The organism is Paenibacillus etheri, from assembly GCF_001012825.1.
GTDB classification, from domain to species: Bacteria; Bacillota; Bacilli; order Paenibacillales; family Paenibacillaceae; genus Paenibacillus_AQ; species Paenibacillus_AQ etheri.
In genome coordinates, this window is the sequence record NZ_LCZJ02000029.1 from 103234 (window position 1) to 119329 (window position 16096).

16 protein-coding genes are annotated in these 16096 nt (G+C 44.3%); 5 read left to right on the plus strand and 11 right to left on the minus strand.

Annotated elements, in window-relative coordinates; translation table 11 throughout:
* Positions 1 to 40 precede the first annotated feature (40 nt).
* On the minus strand, positions 41 to 643 hold the full coding sequence (gene thpR, locus UQ64_RS18630; RefSeq protein WP_060625037.1) for an RNA 2',3'-cyclic phosphodiesterase: 603 nt from the start codon (positions 641 to 643) through the stop codon (positions 41 to 43).
* Between the two features lie 88 nt (positions 644 to 731).
* Between thpR and UQ64_RS18635 the strand changes: the two genes are divergently transcribed.
* Both UQ64_RS18635 and UQ64_RS18640 read left to right on the plus strand, forming a co-directional pair.
* On the plus strand, positions 732 to 1688 hold the full coding sequence (locus UQ64_RS18635; protein ID WP_060625038.1) for a D-2-hydroxyacid dehydrogenase: 957 nt from the start codon (positions 732 to 734) through the stop codon (positions 1686 to 1688).
* A 76-nt stretch (positions 1689 to 1764) separates the two neighbouring features.
* Positions 1765 to 1947 carry a GrpB family protein gene (locus UQ64_RS18640; RefSeq protein ID WP_060625039.1) on the plus strand — a complete coding sequence of 61 codons (183 nt, stop codon included), beginning with the start codon at positions 1765 to 1767 and terminating at the stop codon, positions 1945 to 1947.
* 286 nt (positions 1948 to 2233) lie between these two features.
* Here UQ64_RS18640 and UQ64_RS32930 read toward each other — a convergent pair whose 3' ends face one another.
* The 3 genes from UQ64_RS32930 to UQ64_RS32935 form a co-directional block, all read right to left on the minus strand.
* The gene (locus UQ64_RS32930) at positions 2234 to 2434 is read right to left on the minus strand and encodes a transposase (protein ID WP_156417608.1); all 201 of its coding nucleotides are present in this window, start codon (positions 2432 to 2434) and stop codon (positions 2234 to 2236) included.
* A gap of 16 nt (positions 2435 to 2450) precedes the next feature.
* Positions 2451 to 3686, minus strand: a complete 1236-nt coding sequence (locus UQ64_RS30195; protein WP_082651197.1) for an IS1182 family transposase — start codon at positions 3684 to 3686, stop codon at positions 2451 to 2453.
* Between the two features lie 501 nt (positions 3687 to 4187).
* Entirely contained in the window at positions 4188 to 4361 is a 174-nt protein-coding gene (locus UQ64_RS32935; RefSeq protein WP_425339601.1) for a reverse transcriptase domain-containing protein, read from the minus strand.
* 223 nt (positions 4362 to 4584) lie between these two features.
* Between UQ64_RS32935 and UQ64_RS31750 the strand changes: the two genes are divergently transcribed.
* A complete protein-coding gene (locus UQ64_RS31750) occupies positions 4585 to 4839 on the plus strand; it encodes a hypothetical protein (protein ID WP_209445839.1) in 255 nt (84 codons plus the stop codon).
* A gap of 175 nt (positions 4840 to 5014) precedes the next feature.
* Here UQ64_RS31750 and UQ64_RS32940 read toward each other — a convergent pair whose 3' ends face one another.
* The 5 genes from UQ64_RS32940 to UQ64_RS18670 form a co-directional block, all read right to left on the minus strand.
* A complete protein-coding gene (locus tag UQ64_RS32940; RefSeq protein ID WP_209445840.1) occupies positions 5015 to 5164 on the minus strand; it encodes a Spo0E family sporulation regulatory protein-aspartic acid phosphatase in 150 nt (49 codons plus the stop codon).
* A 121-nt stretch (positions 5165 to 5285) separates the two neighbouring features.
* The gene (gene galA / locus UQ64_RS18655; RefSeq protein ID WP_060625041.1) at positions 5286 to 7676 is read right to left on the minus strand and encodes a beta-galactosidase GalA; all 2391 of its coding nucleotides are present in this window, start codon (positions 7674 to 7676) and stop codon (positions 5286 to 5288) included.
* Between the two features lie 58 nt (positions 7677 to 7734).
* Positions 7735 to 8565 (minus strand): carbohydrate ABC transporter permease, encoded by an 831-nt coding sequence (locus UQ64_RS18660; RefSeq protein ID WP_060625042.1) that lies wholly within the window; start codon positions 8563 to 8565, stop codon positions 7735 to 7737.
* On the minus strand, positions 8565 to 9437 hold the full coding sequence (locus UQ64_RS18665) for a carbohydrate ABC transporter permease (protein ID WP_060625043.1): 873 nt from the start codon (positions 9435 to 9437) through the stop codon (positions 8565 to 8567). Before UQ64_RS18665 ends, UQ64_RS18660 begins: the two co-directional genes overlap by 1 nt.
* A 72-nt stretch (positions 9438 to 9509) precedes the next feature.
* Positions 9510 to 10814 carry an ABC transporter substrate-binding protein gene (locus tag UQ64_RS18670; RefSeq protein ID WP_060625044.1) on the minus strand — a complete coding sequence of 435 codons (1305 nt, stop codon included), beginning with the start codon at positions 10812 to 10814 and terminating at the stop codon, positions 9510 to 9512.
* Between the two features lie 231 nt (positions 10815 to 11045).
* Here UQ64_RS18670 and UQ64_RS18675 point away from each other — a divergent pair, with 231 nt between their 5' ends.
* Complete coding sequence (locus UQ64_RS18675) at positions 11046 to 12911, plus strand: sensor histidine kinase (protein WP_060625045.1); 1866 nt, start codon at positions 11046 to 11048, stop codon at positions 12909 to 12911.
* Positions 12889 to 14460, plus strand: coding sequence for a response regulator (locus UQ64_RS18680; protein WP_060625046.1), 1572 nt, complete (start codon positions 12889 to 12891; stop codon positions 14458 to 14460). The genes UQ64_RS18675 and UQ64_RS18680 overlap by 23 nt, the downstream gene beginning before the upstream one ends.
* A gap of 144 nt (positions 14461 to 14604) precedes the next feature.
* On the opposite strand, the gene UQ64_RS18685 is transcribed toward UQ64_RS18680, so the two are convergent.
* Together UQ64_RS18685 and UQ64_RS18690 are read right to left on the minus strand one after the other, a co-directional pair.
* Entirely contained in the window at positions 14605 to 15000 is a 396-nt protein-coding gene (locus UQ64_RS18685) for a hypothetical protein (RefSeq protein WP_060625047.1), read from the minus strand.
* A gap of 34 nt (positions 15001 to 15034) precedes the next feature.
* Positions 15035 to 16024 carry a hypothetical protein gene (locus UQ64_RS18690; protein WP_060625048.1) on the minus strand — a complete coding sequence of 330 codons (990 nt, stop codon included), beginning with the start codon at positions 16022 to 16024 and terminating at the stop codon, positions 15035 to 15037.
* Positions 16025 to 16096 lie beyond the last annotated feature (72 nt).

Below are 16096 nucleotides of genomic sequence, written 5' to 3' on the forward strand. Positions count from 1 at the left end.
GTAACCGAAAACGGAAGCTTTGAAAACTTAAATACCGATTTTAAAATGTAATATTTTCAATAATTTCATACATAGGAATGGCATACATTCTGGTAGCATACAACACAAAACTATCAATCGTCCAGTCTCTATGAAAGATTTCTGATCTTTTTTCACCATCCAATTTCAGTAATTTTTCCAGCAATTTATCATCAAATGAAATATTTCCCCGAAACTTTCGAGCCACTGTGAGATGTGGTTTGTACTCCCTAGATTCGGCTGAAAATCCTAATGGCAGTGTCGTAGCGTGTACTCTCGCAGCTAGTAAATTCAGCTCCTCTAATTCCCCAGAAACCCCTACCCATAACACTCTTGGAGCCTTCGGAAGACCGAATGTATTCCATTTGTCCAAGGAGAGTTTGAAGGGGCGGCATTGCTCTGACATCTGCTTTAACGCCATGATTAAATCCGGGATTTTCTTCTTTGGAGTGTCTCCCAAAAATTGCAGGGTAATATGATAATCCTCTGGATGAGTCCATTTTGCAAAATGATACTCTTGAGATAGTTTAGAGCACTCATTCGCCACAACTTGTCGAAGTTCTGAGGGTAATTTCACACCAATAAACAATCGTTCTGAATCTTTATCCGACACGATAGCATCCATATCAATTTCACCTTCTTCTATAGATTTGGTATCCTTATCCTATAACATTATCCATTTTCATCAAACCGTAGAGCAGGAGGAATACATCATGACTAAATCCATAGTATGTTTACAACCCCTTACACCCGAGCAACAAGATAGGATCAAAGCAGCCGCCCCCGGTTATACATTCACACAAGGAGACGGCAAAAATCCGGATTTACAGCTGCTCGCTAATGCTGAAATCGTAATCGGCTGGGCCAAGGGCATCGCCGATACGCTTCTTCGTCCAAATTCACCCCTTCGCTGGGTCCAATCTTGGTCTGCTGGAATTGAGAAGCTTCCGCTAGAGCGTTTTAAGGAACGGGGAGTCCTATTGACTAGTGGGAGCGGAGTACACGCCGAGCCTATTTCTGCGGTAATCTTCGGCTTCATGCTTCTCTTCACGCGTAATTTGCATACAGCCGTTCGAAATCAGATGAACCGCTACTGGAATTCTGACGGCAGTGAAAGTGAATTGTTCGGCAAGACAGCCGTTATTGTTGGAACTGGAGCCATTGGCAGCGAAACAGCCAGAATTGCTAAAGCCTTCCGGATGAAGACGATCGGAGTAAGTCGCTCAGGCAAGCCACTCGCTGATTTTGATCAAGTATATACCACTGACCACCTGCCAGAAGCTGTGAGCCAAGGCGACTTCATCATCAATATACTCCCTATCACCGATGAAACTAAGCATTTATTTAATACTGCAATCTTCTCTGCCTTTAAACAAAGCTCCTATTACATTAACGTTGGACGTGGAGCAACTACCGATACCGAGGCTCTAATTGATGTACTGAACAACGGGCAGCTTCGCGGTGCCGGATTGGATGTATTCGAAACCGAACCTCTTCCGCAGGATCATCCGCTCTGGACTATGGAGCAAGTAGTCATCACTCCTCATTCTGCTGGCGTAACCGATCAATACGCTAATCGAATCGTAAATATTTTTACCGAAAACATGAATTCCTATTTATCAACTGGCACTCCATCCCTAAATCTCGTTGATTATGACCGCCAATATTAAATTTAATGTTGATTATTAGGAACGCATGTTCTATAATGAAAAAAATCAAGGAATTTCACATAAAGATGCTATATGGATGTTACTGTCACAAGGTACAGCGATCTTCGCTGACGCTCTTATCGATATTCACCATATTGGCAGCACTTCTGTTCCTAGGCTAAAAGCTAAACTCATTGGTATGAGGCCTTTTGTACGAAATATCGAAGTCATAGATGACTTCAAAATGCAAATGACAGAACTCGGATTCGAACTTATATAGATGGGAAAGAAACATTTGTCGCTGAGCTAGAAAGAACAGCACTTGAATGGTATTTAAATGAATGATCATATGAGGACTTCATCTTCTTCGATAGAACAAAATCGTTGGTCAGATTATTCGCTGCAATTAACAAAGTAATTCACCAGCCATCTTTCAATTAAGATCGAACAACACATTAATTCTATTGTTCATCGAGTAGGAGGGGGCGGCGAGCCCCCAGCCTCTCACACCACCGTACGTCAGACTGTCTAACAACTGATTGTTGAGTAGGCTTTAAAACGTGGGTTTATGCGATTTTGCTCAAATAAACGTCATTCATATTAGATTTCGAACGAGCTCGGTCCCCGAAGAGACGTAAGAGCTCCTTTACACCTTTTATTTTGATCATTCTCCTGAGATTATAGGCAAGACAAATAAAATTGGTTTCAGTGCCCACTGATGCCAACCCTCTTGTTAAAAAGTATGTATAGCCCAAGTGACGTTTCATCGTCCCAAAAGGGTGCTCAACGATGCTTATATATATTACTTTGAATACGAGTTTTTTCAATTACCTGCGCAATTACTTCTTCCTCTTTAAGTCTAGTTACCGCCCTACCACCTTGGGCGGATGTACAAGACTCTTTTTGTCCGCAAATATCGAAAGCTTCACAAGTATAACGTTTATATTCTTTTCCATTTTGTTTTCCATTCCATTTGAATGGTAGTTCATAACCTAACGGGCAAATATATTTATTGTTGATGGCGTCATATTTAAAGTTTTCTTTATCAAATCCGCTTGCAACTTTTTCTTTTTTTCCTTTTTGCGGCTTAATTAAGAGTTCGGTACTCTCATCAACGACATCGATAATCTCAAGGTAATTGTAGTAGCCTGTATCAGCCAAAACAGTGATATTTTGATTTGGGAAAACTTGCTTTGTTTTCTTCACCATATTGGACAACTGCCCTTGGTCGTTGACATCATTGACCGTATCGCAGTCTAAGATCAGCTTGTACTTGCTATCCACCGCTGTTTGAACATTGAAGCAAACTTCATGTTTCCCGTTATTCTTCATTGATTTGGCATCCGAATCGGTAACACAAATTTGTGTTTCGCCTTTTTCCTTGAGTGCTTGTTTAATTACTTGTAACTGTTGCAATCTCTCCTGATAGACTTCTAATTTTTCTTTAATTTCTTGTTTTTTTTGGTGATTTTCCTCAGTGAAAAACTCACGCAAATAGGCATCGATTTTCTCATCGATATATTCTAGCTTCATACTGATGATATTGGCATTGAAGTGTTGTTTTTTAGAGCAGCTTGCTTTTACTTTGGTACCATCAATCGCGACAAGTTTACCATCAATTAATCCGAATCCCTTTAGTAGTAAAGTAAATTCTTTAAATAACTTTTTTACAGCTGTTTGGTTGTTCTTCATGAATGCAGATAAAGTACCGTGGTCTGGCTTTAGCTTGCCAATTAGCCACATCAGTTCGATGTTTCTTAACGTTTCAGCTTCCATCTTACGAGAGGAACGGATGCCGTTCATGTAACAATAGAGATAGAGTTTTAGAATATCTTCCCGCCGATAAGGTTTTTGTCCTGGTTTGGTGCCCGAATATACTTGAAATCCTAATTCCTCCAGGGTCAAACTATCGACGTAAGCATCGATGACTCGCACAGGATTTTCTTCATCTACAAAGTCGTCCAACGTATTAGGGAGTAAATAAATTTGATGTCTATCTTCACCTTCGATATATGGCATATGTCTCATCTCCTCTACTGTAAAGATTCGACAAAACTTGCTTGTTCTCATGCAAAAAGTAAAGATTTAAATAATTGTTAGACAGTCTGACGTACCGTTCGGTATACAGCGGTTCATGAAATATTCCGTAAGGAGTTGTATCTATCTAATACACTCTTTAATCCATTGGATTCCAATATCGGTTATTCAATGCACGTTGCAGAATTGGACTCCCTGCAATTCGCCAATACCTTTTTCGGGTATTCCCCCACTCACAAGCTATCTCCTAAGGAGATAAGCCTTTTGACTCGAGTTCTTCCTTTCGCATCGCTTTCTTCCGAGACGTTATCTCCCGAATTCGAGCCTTCGCTTTCTGGAAGGACTGTTTTGCTATTCTCACCTTGGACTCTTTATCGCTCTTAAAGCTAAACCCGAGAAATTTTTCGTCTCCATGGGCGGTCCACGCACTCTTCGCTTGGTTCACTTTTAGTTAGTCTTGTCTCAATGAATCCAGTGATGGATTCATTCACTCGCTCGCTCTTCTGCTCTAAGTGTTTTCCCATAGATGTTACAGTCGTCCGCATAACGGACGATGCGGTGTCCACGTTTCTCGAGTTCCTTGTCGAGCTCATCCAACACGATGTTAGATAACAACGGACTGAGTGGATCACCTTGCGGCGTCCCTTCTATTGTCATACTTACTAGCCCGTTCTCCATCACACCTGACTGAAGATATTTACGAATCAGCGCAGAACTTTCTTGTCCTTCACTTAGCCGAAATCTTCATCATTAATCGGTCAAGGTTGCGCCATCAAAAAATTTCTCCAAGTCCATGTCGACTACGAATCGATAGCCTTTTTTCATTTTTTTCTGCTTTCATTACTCATCTTTAACACCTGGATGTACAAATACCTATTTCATGTTCAGCCCTTCTGCAGCTGTTGCAACAGCTTGCGTACTATGGCGTCTGCTGACTGCTGTGCGTTCAGCCTGCTTTCACAAGCAGGTTTACGAAGTAACTTCTCTTACCGCACAGATCTCCCTAGGTAAGAGCGCTATCTTCTGCTCCATCTATCCGCTCCAGCTATCTACTTCTTTTACTCTCGTACGCCTTTGGCAGTATGGACTTTGGTTTGTTATGCAGCCACATCCAGTCTACGTTAACCTTGTATGAAGTACGTTTTACTCAGACCGGGGATTTGCCGCTGGCTTCCTTCAGATTCCACCTCGCGATGGACATCCTTACCTTAGGCTAATGACTACTACTGCTACGCCATTCCGGACTTCAAGCCTATAGATATCGCCCATGCTGGGCGCACAAAAAAAGAACGGCTATTCAGCCGTGCTTTTCAATTATTATATTGATTAAGCAGATAATCTAAGTCCTTAGACTTTTCTAGTCCCTCATTCGAGGTTAGTCCCCTGTCCAACCCAACTCTATTTATTTCTGTTCGTTTATACTCAATCACTTTTAAAATATTCAATGATTTATTCCACACTGAGTTTTCCCTCCCAGAATTAATATCCTTGTTAAAACTCTTTGTTTTTACGGATACAGCATCAATAGAAGGGATTTAACTTTTTTATCGTATTTTCATAAGAAGTTGAATCAATATAGTGCTAACTGAGGCATTTACCATCAAAATAAGACGTCATAGTGCATGAACCGGATAATCCTATTCCTGACGCCGTCAAGGCTATCTCTCCTGCTTCCTGGTCGCATTGAATCAGAACTATGCAATAACCGTTGAATGCACTTCTGCGATCCGCTTTATCCGGTTCGTGACAGCTCGGATCGCCATTGCCAACGCCGATAATCCGCCCCGGCCCTTTGATGCTGAACTGGATTTCATTACCTGCTGTAGGTACAACATAGCCGAGATCGTCGGTAATAGCGACTCGAACGACGCATAAGTCCACTCCGTCCGCCTGCAGCTCCGTCCGATCCGGAGTCAGCACAATTCGGTCCGCCGCTCCCACTGTCACCAGCTTGTGCTCGGCTATCCACTCGCCACCTCGATATCCCCTGGTTGTCAGCTCGCCAGACTCATATTCCACTTGCCACTCCAGATGGAATCCAGGCATCATCGCCTTCACTCCCAAGCTTCTCCCATTCAAGAGCAGCTCGACCTTCTCGCAATTGCTGTACACCCACACATCAATCGTTTCGCCTTCCCGGCCCTCCCAGCTCCAATGCGGGAATGCATGAACGACCGGTTCGGATGTCCAGACGGACTTATAATAGTAATAGCTGTCCTTAGGAAGTCCGCAAAGGTCCATAATACCGAAATGCGAATTGACGCACGGCCATTCAAAAGGCGTAGGTTCACCGCGATAGTCGAACCCGGTCCATATGAAAACACCTGTTAAGAAGGGATTCTGTACGACGTCTGTCCACGCTTTTTCCGGTGTGCAGCCCCAGGACGGATGCACGGTGCCGTAAGCGGGCAGGTATCCGTGTTTCTCATCGAAGGCATAAATTCCACGCGTTGTCGTACAACTTGCGCTTTCGCTGCCAACCATTATTCGGTCGGGGTACTCGAGATGATCACCCACGTCTTGACCGTCGCGCTGCCCATAATTGTAGCCGACAATATCGACGGCTTCTGCATAGCCGCCCCAGTTCCAACCGTGGTTCATTGCGGCCATGGTCGGACGGGTAGGATCAAGCTTTTTAGCGGCATTCGCGAGCGTTCGCAAAATTCGCGCACCTATGACCGTGCCCTCTATTATTTCCTCATTCTCCAAACTCCACATGATGATGCTTGGATGATTACGGCCCCGGCAGATCAAATATTCCAAATCCGATATCCCCGTTGGGGACGAATCCAGCTTCCGATTCTCGTCAACGACGAGCATGCCAAGGCGATCGCATATATCAAGCAGCTCCGGCGTTGCGGGATGATGCGCGCTACGGTAAGCATTGCAGCCCATCTCCTTGAGCAGCTCGATTTTGTATTCGATCAGTCGATCCGGCAACGCTACGCCTACCCCCGCAAAATCTTGATGATTGCAAGTCCCATGAATGAGCAGAGGTTCTCCGTTCAGCAGAAATCCCCGGTCGCTCGTAAATTCGATCGTTCGTATGCCGAACGAAGTATCGTATCGATCCGTCAACCGGCCCTGATAGAAAACCTGGGATACCGCTGTATATAAATAAGGCGTATTTGGTGACCAGAGCTGCGGATTCGGGACAATAATGATCTCTGACGTGGTCACCACGTCATACCGGCCAATCTGACATTCTCGTCTGGAATCGACTACTACATGGCCCTCTTGATCGAATATGGTTGTGACGAGCACCGAGTCCCGTGGCGTTTGGTAACCATTCTCGATCGTAGTTTCAATCCGAATCCGGGACTCATCCTCCTCTAAAGTGAGAGTCGTAATAAAAGTTCCATAGTTCGCAACACTGAGACGGTCCGTTGTCTCAAGCCATACATGACGGTAGATGCCGCAGCCCTCATACCACCAACCTTCCGCTTCCGTGGCATCTACGCGCACGCATACAACGTTATCGCCCTCGTCGCCGTACCGGAGAAGATCAGATAGCTCATAACGGAAACCTGTATACCCACTTGCATGCGTGCCGATCAAATGACCGTTCACCCAAACCGTACTGCACCGCATGACGCCGTCGAATTGAATGACGATCTTCTTGCCGAGATCGGATGCCGGAATCGGAAACCGTTTCACATAATATCCGATTCCGGTTGGTAAATACCCGTTGCTCCCCGGGCGGCTGCCCAAGTTCGGATCGTTCGCATACTCCCCCTCCACGCACCAGTCATGGGGCAGCTGAACTTTTCGCCAATCATCCGGAATGGCATTAGACTCCATGCCTTTATCCACAAAGGCAATATCGAGCCATTCTCCTTGTTCAAGCATCTCGCAATCCGTAATGCCTCCGGTCATTCCAGCCTTTACGACATATGAAATGGGGATATCCCCAAGATGGAATTGCCAATCGGCATCAAAATTGATCCGTTCTCTTTCCTTGCTGTTTGCCATCTAACCCGCACCTCCTTCTAAAAACGAACTTTTAAACCCGTAACCAGGCATTCCCGCTTTACCCCTTCACCGCTCCGCTCGCGATCCCGCTAATGAATTGCTTCTGCATGACGGCGAATAGAACAATCGCCGGCAGCGAGGTTACGATCATTCCGGCAAACGCGTGGTTCCACGAGGTGTTGTATTGGCTAATAAATCCATAAAATGCCAGCGTAATCGTCTCCCCTTTTTGAGAACCGAGAATAATAAACGGATTGACGAAGTCGTTCCATGTCCACATTGCCACAAAAATAATGACTGTCACCGTACAAGGTTGCAGCAGTGGAAAGACGATCCGCCAGAACGTGGCGAACGCCCCACATCCGTCAATTTTCGCTGACTCATCTAATTCCCTTGGCACACTCTTCATAAATCCCGTATACAGGAAGATGCAAAACGGCATATAGAGACCGATATAAAACAGGAACAGACCGGGAAACGATTGGGCAAGGCCCATCGCTTTCAACAGCTTGACGATCGGAATGTAAAGTGTTTGCGGCGGAATCATCATTCCTGCCATAAACAATAGATAAACGACGCTCGTCCACTTATTCGTTATACGCTGTAGCGTATAAGCAGCCATCGAGCTAAGCAAGATCATGATAAGCAATATCGTAACCGTAATGAGTACGCTGTTTTTGAAGATGTTCCACATATCAATCGTTTGAAATACCCCAATATAATTATCGAACGAGAAGTTTGAAGGAAGTGAATACGGACTATCCGCAGTTTCCTTCGCCGTTTTGAACGAGTTGGTAACTGCGATATAAGCCGGAATGGCAAAAAAGAGAGCGATAGCCGCCATGATCCATTCCGAAGCATAATTGCGAATCCATGTTAGCCGTACCATTACAGTTCCACCTCTCTTTTCCGCAAATAAACGACCTGAATGACGGATACAATCGCCACGAATACAAACAGCAGCATCGCGAGTGCAGATCCATAACCCTGCTTATTCGCCACGAAAGCTTGAGAAATAATGTTGAACGCGATCGTCTCCGTCTTGAAGCCCGGGCCTCCGTCCGTCATAACTTTAACGACATCATACGTTTTCAGTCCGCTAATAAAGCATAAAATCCAATTTATCGTAAATGCGGGAGACATCAGCGGAAATAGAACATTCTTGAACTTCTGGAACCGGTTCGCGCCGTCGATCGTCGCCGCTTCCAGCACCTCCCCCGGCACCGTCTGCAAATTAGCCAAATAAATGACGGTGTAGAAGCCGACCGACTGCCAAATAATAACCAACGTTACCGAAAAAACAACGATACCGGAGTCTCCGAGCCAATCTTGCATCCAGCTTTCCAAACCCAACTTGCCAAAAATAAAGTTAATCGCTCCGTCGTTGTAGTTGTAAATGTAGGTCCATATAAAACCAACAACAACAAAGCTTAAAACTTGAGGGTAAAAGATGATCGTCCGGTAAAAACCTTTTAGCTTGCGCAAGTTGTTCAGCACGATGGCAAACAAAAGAGCAAATAAATTAATGAGAAAACAGCTGACTACGGTAATGAGCAAGGTCACTTGAATCGAATAGAAAAACCGATCGTCATGAAGGGCTGTCGCGTAATTTTGAAATCCGATAAATTTATAGTTCGCTCCGAACCCGTCAAAGTTTGTAAAACTGAGCAGCAAACTGAGAAAGATCGGAACGATGGCAAATATGACGTAAACGATTAACGCCGGCGCCGCAAAAGCGATGTATGGCAGGTTTTTTTTCATATGTCACTCACACTCCAGCATTGAACGAGAAGGGTGTAAAGAATGAATCCTTCAAACCCCTCCGCGTTCGAATTAGTTAGCCAAACGGCTCCATTCCTGATCGGCCGCTTCGATCTCCTTGTTGACATCTGCTCCTGCTATTATATTTTGCAGTATCTTGAAGAGGTACGAATCGATGCCTGGCGCCCACGCGGTCTCGCCTAGTCCAAACCCGGGGAGAGGGTAAGGCTGTATGCCTTCAATACCCTGCATGATGGCTTGACCGTATTCGTTCATCTCATAGGTAACAGGCTCTTTCGTCGTGGAGAACGCGCCTTCGGCTTGCAGCAAGCTGGTGTACACTTCCTTGTCCTCGAATAGGAACTTCACAAATTCCAGAGCTTCCTCTTTATGTTCGCTTGTTGCGGATACGCTCCAGCCTTCTGTTCCTTTCGTCATGTAACCGAGAACGCCTTTGTCAGAAGGCAGCGGGAAGAAACCCACTTCAAAATCCGGCTTTAGGTTTGGCAAATCCGAACCTGCGATCCAGGAACCCATAATATACATAGCGGCTTTCCCAGATGTGAACTGCTCGGTCGCCTGTTGATAGTTCATGCCTAATACGCCCTTGCCAAAGTATCCATTTTGATTCCAATCCTTGAATTTGTTCAGAGCGCTTTTGAACACGTCATCTTGAAACGTCAGCTCATCACTTGCCCGCTGCTTCGGATAGTCCGTGTTATTGTTCAAAGCTTCCGCACCGACCAAAGGCCATAATCCGCCCATACCGAGCACCCAACTGTCTTTGCCTGAGGTGGACAAAGGGGTCAGCTTCGCTTCTTTGATCTTGTTAGCTGCATCCGTAAACTCCGCCCATGTCTTAGGCACGGACAAGTCCAGATCCGCGAATACCTTTTTGTTATAAAAGACACCGATCACATCCGTTTTGTAAGGCATTGTATACAGCTTGCCTCCCGTACGCCCAAATTCCGGATCCGCAAGCAAGTTCGCAATATGATCCGGAATCTCAAGCAGCGCATTCGCTTTTCCGAATTCATCTGCGCTCTGCATCGTTACAACATCGGGCATGTCCCCTGACGCAAGTGATGTTTTGAGAAATTCGCTAACCGTCAGGTTCGAGCTGTTCGCTACTCCGACAACCTTAATGTTCGGATGAAGCTCATGAAATTTATCTTCAATTTTTTTATAAAACTCTTTGTTCCGCGTCGACCCTACCTCTTGCCGGAACCATTTGATCTCCATGGTTTCCTCCGTTTTTTTCGTATCTTCTGTTTCCTGCGAATTTTCTTTCGACTGTTCGTTCGTGCCAGATCCGCAAGCGGCAAGCATCGAAAGAAGCATCGTAGAAGCAAGTAGCAGTGTCCATTTCTTTTTCATCGTATCCCCTCCGTTAAAGTTCTATTGTCATTCTTGCTTTATTGTAGATGATATCGCTTTCATCAAGATATATTAAAACTAGAGGTTTTACAGGGCAAAATAGATATGTTTGCCGGGTGAATTTAGCCAGTACACGACAAATTGCATCTTTTACATGATAAAATAGAGAATCGTATTTCAAAAAAACTATTTTGAACAAATTCTTATTATAATGGTAGCAGGGGTGAGGTCATGACTTGGTTAAAGAGCCCGCATAAACAAAGCTTATTTGTTAAACTTGCCGTTTACTTTTCGATTTCATTGCTGTTGGTCTCAATCGCGACCATCTATTTGACGACTACTCGCGTGGTGAATATGAATGAAGAGACGAATGCCCGATTTAATAAAAATCTTCTGAACAACTTAGCAGTATTGCTTGAGGAACTGTATACGGATGTGGACAATATGACGAAAATATTCGCATACGAAGGGAATCTCGGCAATCCGTTTCTGAAATATATGGCCGTCTCAGAAATGGATGCCGATACTTATTATGATATCGCAAACGAGGAATTTTCCTATTTTTTTGCCAACATTAATAAATCGAGCTATATTATTGCCTCCATTATTGTACAGAAAAGCAACGAAGAAACACCATTTTTCCTCAGTTTGAACAATACAGCACTGAAATCCGGCTACCGCTTCGCCGAACATGACTGGTACAAGAATATAAAAGAGAACAAACGCAAGTTGACCGTCATTCGTACTAATGTGCCGGATTATTTGGTCAATTTAAACCAGCATAAAGAAGTGTTAACCTTCGCCCGGAACATCTACGACATTCGCAATATTACAGATATACGGGATTTGGGCACCATCCTGATCCATCTCGATTTGAGCACGATCAGGCATTTATTTGAACGTTATGTCAATAGCATGGACGAAATTTTTTATATTCTCGACCAAGATGGATTCGTCATCTACGACAATCAGAGCCGGCTGACTGGAGATATATTTCCCTATTTCGGCAATATTTTTCCAGACATCACCGATTCGCCAGAAGGTAAACGGGTCGTCATGCTGACGGAATCGAATCTAATGAATTATATGACTGTTCCTTCGCTTGGCTGGAAAGTTGTATCCTTTCTCCCCAAATCTAAGCTTGATAAAGGATTGTCGCTTATTCGACGGGATATCATTCTGATCACATCCGTTTCGACGGCTGTGCTGCTGCTTACGATTATGCTAATCTCGCAGCAATATTTAAAGCGCTTACTAGCAATCAATAAATCGATTCGAAAAATGGAAACCGGCGATTTCTCCACACCAGTACGGGCAACGGGGAATGATGAGATCCATCAGCTGGGCAACAGCATCGACAACATGAGGCAACGCTTAAAGGAATATATTGAAATATCTTATGTCAGCCAGCTTCGCCTTCAGGAAGCCGAGTTAAAGGCTTTGCAAATGCAGATCAATCCTCATTTCCTATACAACACATTGGAAGTTATCCGGATGAAAGCAACGTTAAATAATGATCCCACAGTTGCCAAAATGATCAAAATTTTAGCGGATATATTTCGTTGGAATGTGAAAGACCGCGATGCAGTCGTATCGATCGAAGAAGAGTTCATGTATACGTCGATCTTCCTGGATCTGCAGAGGATTCGGTATGGGGACCGGCTCGTCACGACCATTGATCTCCCAGCAGACTTGCACAGTATGGGCATACTGAAGCTCATCCTGCAGCCGCTCGTCGAAAATGCTGTTGTTCATGGCTTTCGGAACAAGGAGGATACTTGCAAAATTCATATTACATGTAGAAGAATCGATGGCGACATCCAAATCGATGTCCACGACAACGGCGAAGGAATATCTGAAGACGAGCTATCTGCCATTGCACAGCAAATAATCGGGACGGGCTCTTTTTCGGCCACTAATGAAACGGATGAACATGTCGGCATTCGCAACGTACACGACCGAGTTGCCATCGTATTCGGACAGCCGTACGGCTTATCTTTAACAAGCGTAATGGGCCAAGGGACAACGGTAAGCATCCGCTTCCCGGCGATTAAAACGACGGAGATGAGAAATCATGTTAAAAGTTTTAATAGTTGACGACGAAGAGATCATCCGCGAAGGCTTAAAAAGAATCGTCGATTGGACAAGTTTAGGATACACGGTCGCGGGGGAAGCCTCGAGTGGATTGGAGGCGCTTAACCTATTGCAGCATGAATACTTCCATGTCATGGTTACCGACATTACGATGCCCCGAATGGACGGATTAGAACTGATCCGGCGAATTCGGCAAAAACAAATATCTATCAAAATAATTATTCTTAGCGGCTACAATGATTTCCGTTTTGTGAAAGAAGCCATGAAATTCAGCGTGGAAGATTATTTGCTCAAGCCGGTGGAAGAAACCGAACTGACGTATAACCTGCATTCGCTCAAAGAGACGATTAATTCTGAGCTTGAAACGAACCATCTGGAAAAAGAAAATATGTACATCCTGACCAATAAATTAATGAATCGGATTGCGACCAGGACGTTATCGTTAATCGACTTTAAAAATAGAGCCGATTTCCTTGAACTGAAGTTGCCGGAAGCGCCCTTTTACGTAGGAGCGATCGAACTCGACAGCATGAACAACTATTACAGCGAAACTCTTGACGCGGATGTGCGATTAAACGTATACGCCTGCAAAAATATCGTGGAAGAACTGTTGCGCAACTATGGGCTTACGTGCATTTTATTTGAGGATGAAAATCATCGGATTATTTACCTATGCGGCGAAACGAACTTTTCTCCGCACCCCAGAGAGCTGGCGGAAAATATTCGGTGTTCCATCGTTCAGTACGCCAAGGAGCCGGTCACGATATCGATTAGCGCAGCCGTTCATAGCTTCTCCGCACTGCATGAGGCTTATTTCGAAGCGGTTCGTCTGCTTGAGTATACGTTTTTTATGGGCAAATCAACTGTAATCACGAAGGAACTGTTGCCCTCCTTGGATCAAGCCCCGAATCAAATCAAGTATGATAGATCAGCATATGCCAAAGCCATTCGCAATGGAAACTCAACCGAACTTACGATCTTGGTCCGAAAAATATTTGGAGAAGTTGCGTTGACATGTCATCATTCCAAAGTCTACGTGCAGACGATCTCCCTGGAGCTGCTCATTCAGGCGTTCGATATCGTGAAAGAAGCGAACGGCGATTTATCCGCCTTATTTGATGGCACGGAAAGCATGTACAGACAGCTCCTTTCGATCAAATCTATGGAGGGAACCTTCGAACATCTGATTGAAATACTAAACGCGGTTATTTCATATCTGACTCGGCTTCGATCATCTCGGCCGAACAAAATTATCGAACACATTCTTGCCTATATCGAACAGTACTATAGTCACGATTTGAAACTCATAGAGCTGGGAGAATTGTTTTATATCAATCCAAGCTATTTAGGAAAGTTGTTCAAGAAGGAGACTAATATATCCTTTAAAGATTTTTTGAATCAAGTGCGTGTAACCAAAGCGATGGAGATGCTGATCGAATCGACGGAAAAGGTATATCTCATCTCCGAAGCCGTCGGATATCGGGACTATAACTATTTCTGTAGAATATTCAAAAAACATTTTGGCGTTATTCCTAGCGATGTGAGGAATTAGCGCAAAGACGCCCGCGTCATTCGTAAGATCCCATAAAGAAATGGAGCAGCTGCCGTAGCAAGCTGCTCCTTGTATGTTCATCTGTTCAGAGACATTAAAGATGGTAACTAAGAACTAAGTAATGTAAAATTGAAGGCTCACCCGTCATTCCACGTCTTGATCAACCTCCGGAACAGCCTTCTCCAGAGATACTTCCTTCAAATAAAGCTTCGCAGTTCCTCCATCATAGGAAACATCCTCAATTTTGATCCCAATTATCTTTACAGCAGCCAAATCTACGCCCACCCCTGCTGCTGCAGTCGGCAGTGAAATAGATAAGGTCGTATAACCCTTAGAATCTACAGGCACAGGATCGCCGCTATCGCTCCATTTCCAGTCCGCACCTGTCTTGATGAATAGACGCGCTTTAGCTGCACCACTCGAAAGCTTAACCTTAGCGCTGATCGTATCCAGCCCTGTGATATTTAGCTTCTCAGGATTAATAGCAAGTTCAAAGGATTCTTTGGAGCTGCCATTTGCATCATTGCCGATATTAATCAAATCAAACTGTACGCTTGCCGCTTCTTCATTGGTATCAAATGCTGGAGGTTGAGCGTTGGCGGACGAACGTTAGTTGCAGCCCACCCTGCAATATCAGATGATGTAGTGAAGGCATATAACACGCCAGGCGCATGTCCCTGTGAACCCCCATTTCCTTCTTCCGACATATCCGGAAGTGTCCCATCATAAACCGCTTGAATATCGTCACATAAGCTTCAAAATTATCTACCAATGCCTTGTCAGCAACAGGTGTAGTATACGCATTATAAAGACCAATATTATCTACATAGATTGGCAATTCACCTTCAACTTCCAAACCACTGCCAACCAGAGATATCGCTAATCCAGTGGCTTCTGCTGTTTTAGCGGCATTATCCAGATCAATCGAAACATCAAATTTATAATATTGTGATCCACCTAAGTTAACTTTCTCTAGACCGGACAAAGATTTATAGGATGAGTCCATGCCATACTTCGTATCCCAATCTGGTGGCAATTGAATCACACTACGTATCGCTGCATTGTTAGCCTCATTCTGTGTACTCTCCGGAATGAACACGGAGAACTTCACACGTGTAACTTGGGATACATCCACTCCATCCAATGCCAAATCATTCAATTGCAACTTCAATTCCTGCCAAGCATCCTCAGCAGACAGCCCTTCAGTAATGTTAATAACAAGCTTGCCGTCGCTATCTAGTGACGCATGTTGCAAGATCGTCTTGATCGTCTCTGCATTATTGGTGAGACCAGACCAAGTACCATTGTTTTGGATTTGCTCCAAATCCTTGTCTGTATCAAAAGTAAGTACCTTTATTGGCACTTCATTGATATTTAAGAATACGGAATTAGTCTGCGTAAGTGTAGCATCTCCAGTTCCATATGCTCTCACTGTAATCTCTGTCGAACTGCCATTAAGACTAGCGTCTGGCTGCCAAGAAGCATTATAGTAACCGTCCGCCCCGAGCGTCATTTCCACCTCTACTCCAGAATCACCCACAGTATAGGTTACTTTGCTAGGCACTTCGTTTTACCCTCCTGTTTGTAAAGGTTTTCATTTTTACTCAAGTAGAAGACTCGACTTCTTTATCAACCT

Coding starts and splice junctions, on each gene's coding strand:
- UQ64_RS18640 (WP_060625039.1), top strand. CDS start 1,765: ATGTTACTGTCACAAGGTACAGCGATCTTCGCTGACGCTCTTATCGAT.
- UQ64_RS18660 (WP_060625042.1), bottom strand. CDS start 8,565: ATGGTACGGCTAACATGGATTCGCAATTATGCTTCGGAATGGATCATG.
- UQ64_RS18670 (WP_060625044.1), bottom strand. CDS start 10,814: ATGAAAAAGAAATGGACACTGCTACTTGCTTCTACGATGCTTCTTTCG.
- thpR (WP_060625037.1), bottom strand. CDS start 643: ATGGATGCTATCGTGTCGGATAAAGATTCAGAACGATTGTTTATTGGT.
- UQ64_RS18675 (WP_060625045.1), top strand. CDS start 11,046: ATGACTTGGTTAAAGAGCCCGCATAAACAAAGCTTATTTGTTAAACTT.
- UQ64_RS32930 (WP_156417608.1), bottom strand. CDS start 2,434: ATGAAACGTCACTTGGGCTATACATACTTTTTAACAAGAGGGTTGGCA.
- UQ64_RS18680 (WP_060625046.1), top strand. CDS start 12,889: ATGTTAAAAGTTTTAATAGTTGACGACGAAGAGATCATCCGCGAAGGC.
- UQ64_RS31750 (WP_209445839.1), top strand. CDS start 4,585: ATGTTCAGCCCTTCTGCAGCTGTTGCAACAGCTTGCGTACTATGGCGT.
- galA (WP_060625041.1), bottom strand. CDS start 7,676: ATGGCAAACAGCAAGGAAAGAGAACGGATCAATTTTGATGCCGATTGG.
- UQ64_RS18665 (WP_060625043.1), bottom strand. CDS start 9,437: ATGAAAAAAAACCTGCCATACATCGCTTTTGCGGCGCCGGCGTTAATC.
- UQ64_RS18635 (WP_060625038.1), top strand. CDS start 732: ATGACTAAATCCATAGTATGTTTACAACCCCTTACACCCGAGCAACAA.
- UQ64_RS30195 (WP_082651197.1), bottom strand. CDS start 3,686: ATGCCATATATCGAAGGTGAAGATAGACATCAAATTTATTTACTCCCT.
- UQ64_RS32935 (WP_425339601.1), bottom strand. CDS start 4,361: ATGACAATAGAAGGGACGCCGCAAGGTGATCCACTCAGTCCGTTGTTA.